We start from the raw sequence: 502 nt of genomic DNA, 5'->3' as shown, positions 1-502 counted from the left end.
TTACGCCGCTTGACGATAAAAGTCAAACCACACCTGTCTTGGCGATTTATGGCCCAAGCCCTTTTGAATCCTCGTTTGGTTGTAGTACAGCTCGATGTATCTAATGATATCGCTGATAGCTGCAAATCTTGTCTTATAGTCCTGGTGATATACTAGCTCATTCTTCAAGACGCCCCAGAAGCTTTCTATGGGCGCGTTGTCATAACAATTACCTTTACCACTCATTGAGCCTGTAAATTCATGCTTCTTGATGATCTTGTGATACGCATGACTGCAATACTGACTGCCTCTATCAGAGTGAACAATCAATCCTTGGCTTGGTCGTTTATTTCTGATGGCCATATTGAGTGCACGGCAAACTAAATCAGCGGTCATACGTTTGTTGATGGCATAGCCGACAAGCTCTTTGGTGTATAAGTCTTTAACGCCTGTTAAATACAGCCAGCCCTCACTTGTCCAGATATAAGTAATATCGCTCACCCAAGACTCATTAGGGCAACTG

The 502-nt window shown here is 43.4% G+C and carries 1 protein-coding gene; it reads right to left on the bottom strand.

Annotated features, from left to right (window positions below; genetic code table 11):
• Positions 1-502, bottom strand: a 502-nt coding sequence (locus tag CXF65_RS01090; RefSeq protein WP_157823986.1) for an IS3 family transposase, incomplete at its 5' end; no start/stop codon positions are given.

This window comes from Psychrobacter sp. Sarcosine-3u-12 (genome assembly GCF_002836005.1).
Lineage (GTDB): Bacteria > Pseudomonadota > Gammaproteobacteria > Pseudomonadales > Moraxellaceae > Psychrobacter > Psychrobacter okhotskensis.
Note: the sequence above shows the minus strand (reverse complement) of the source record. Positions and strands in the feature narration are given on the sequence as shown.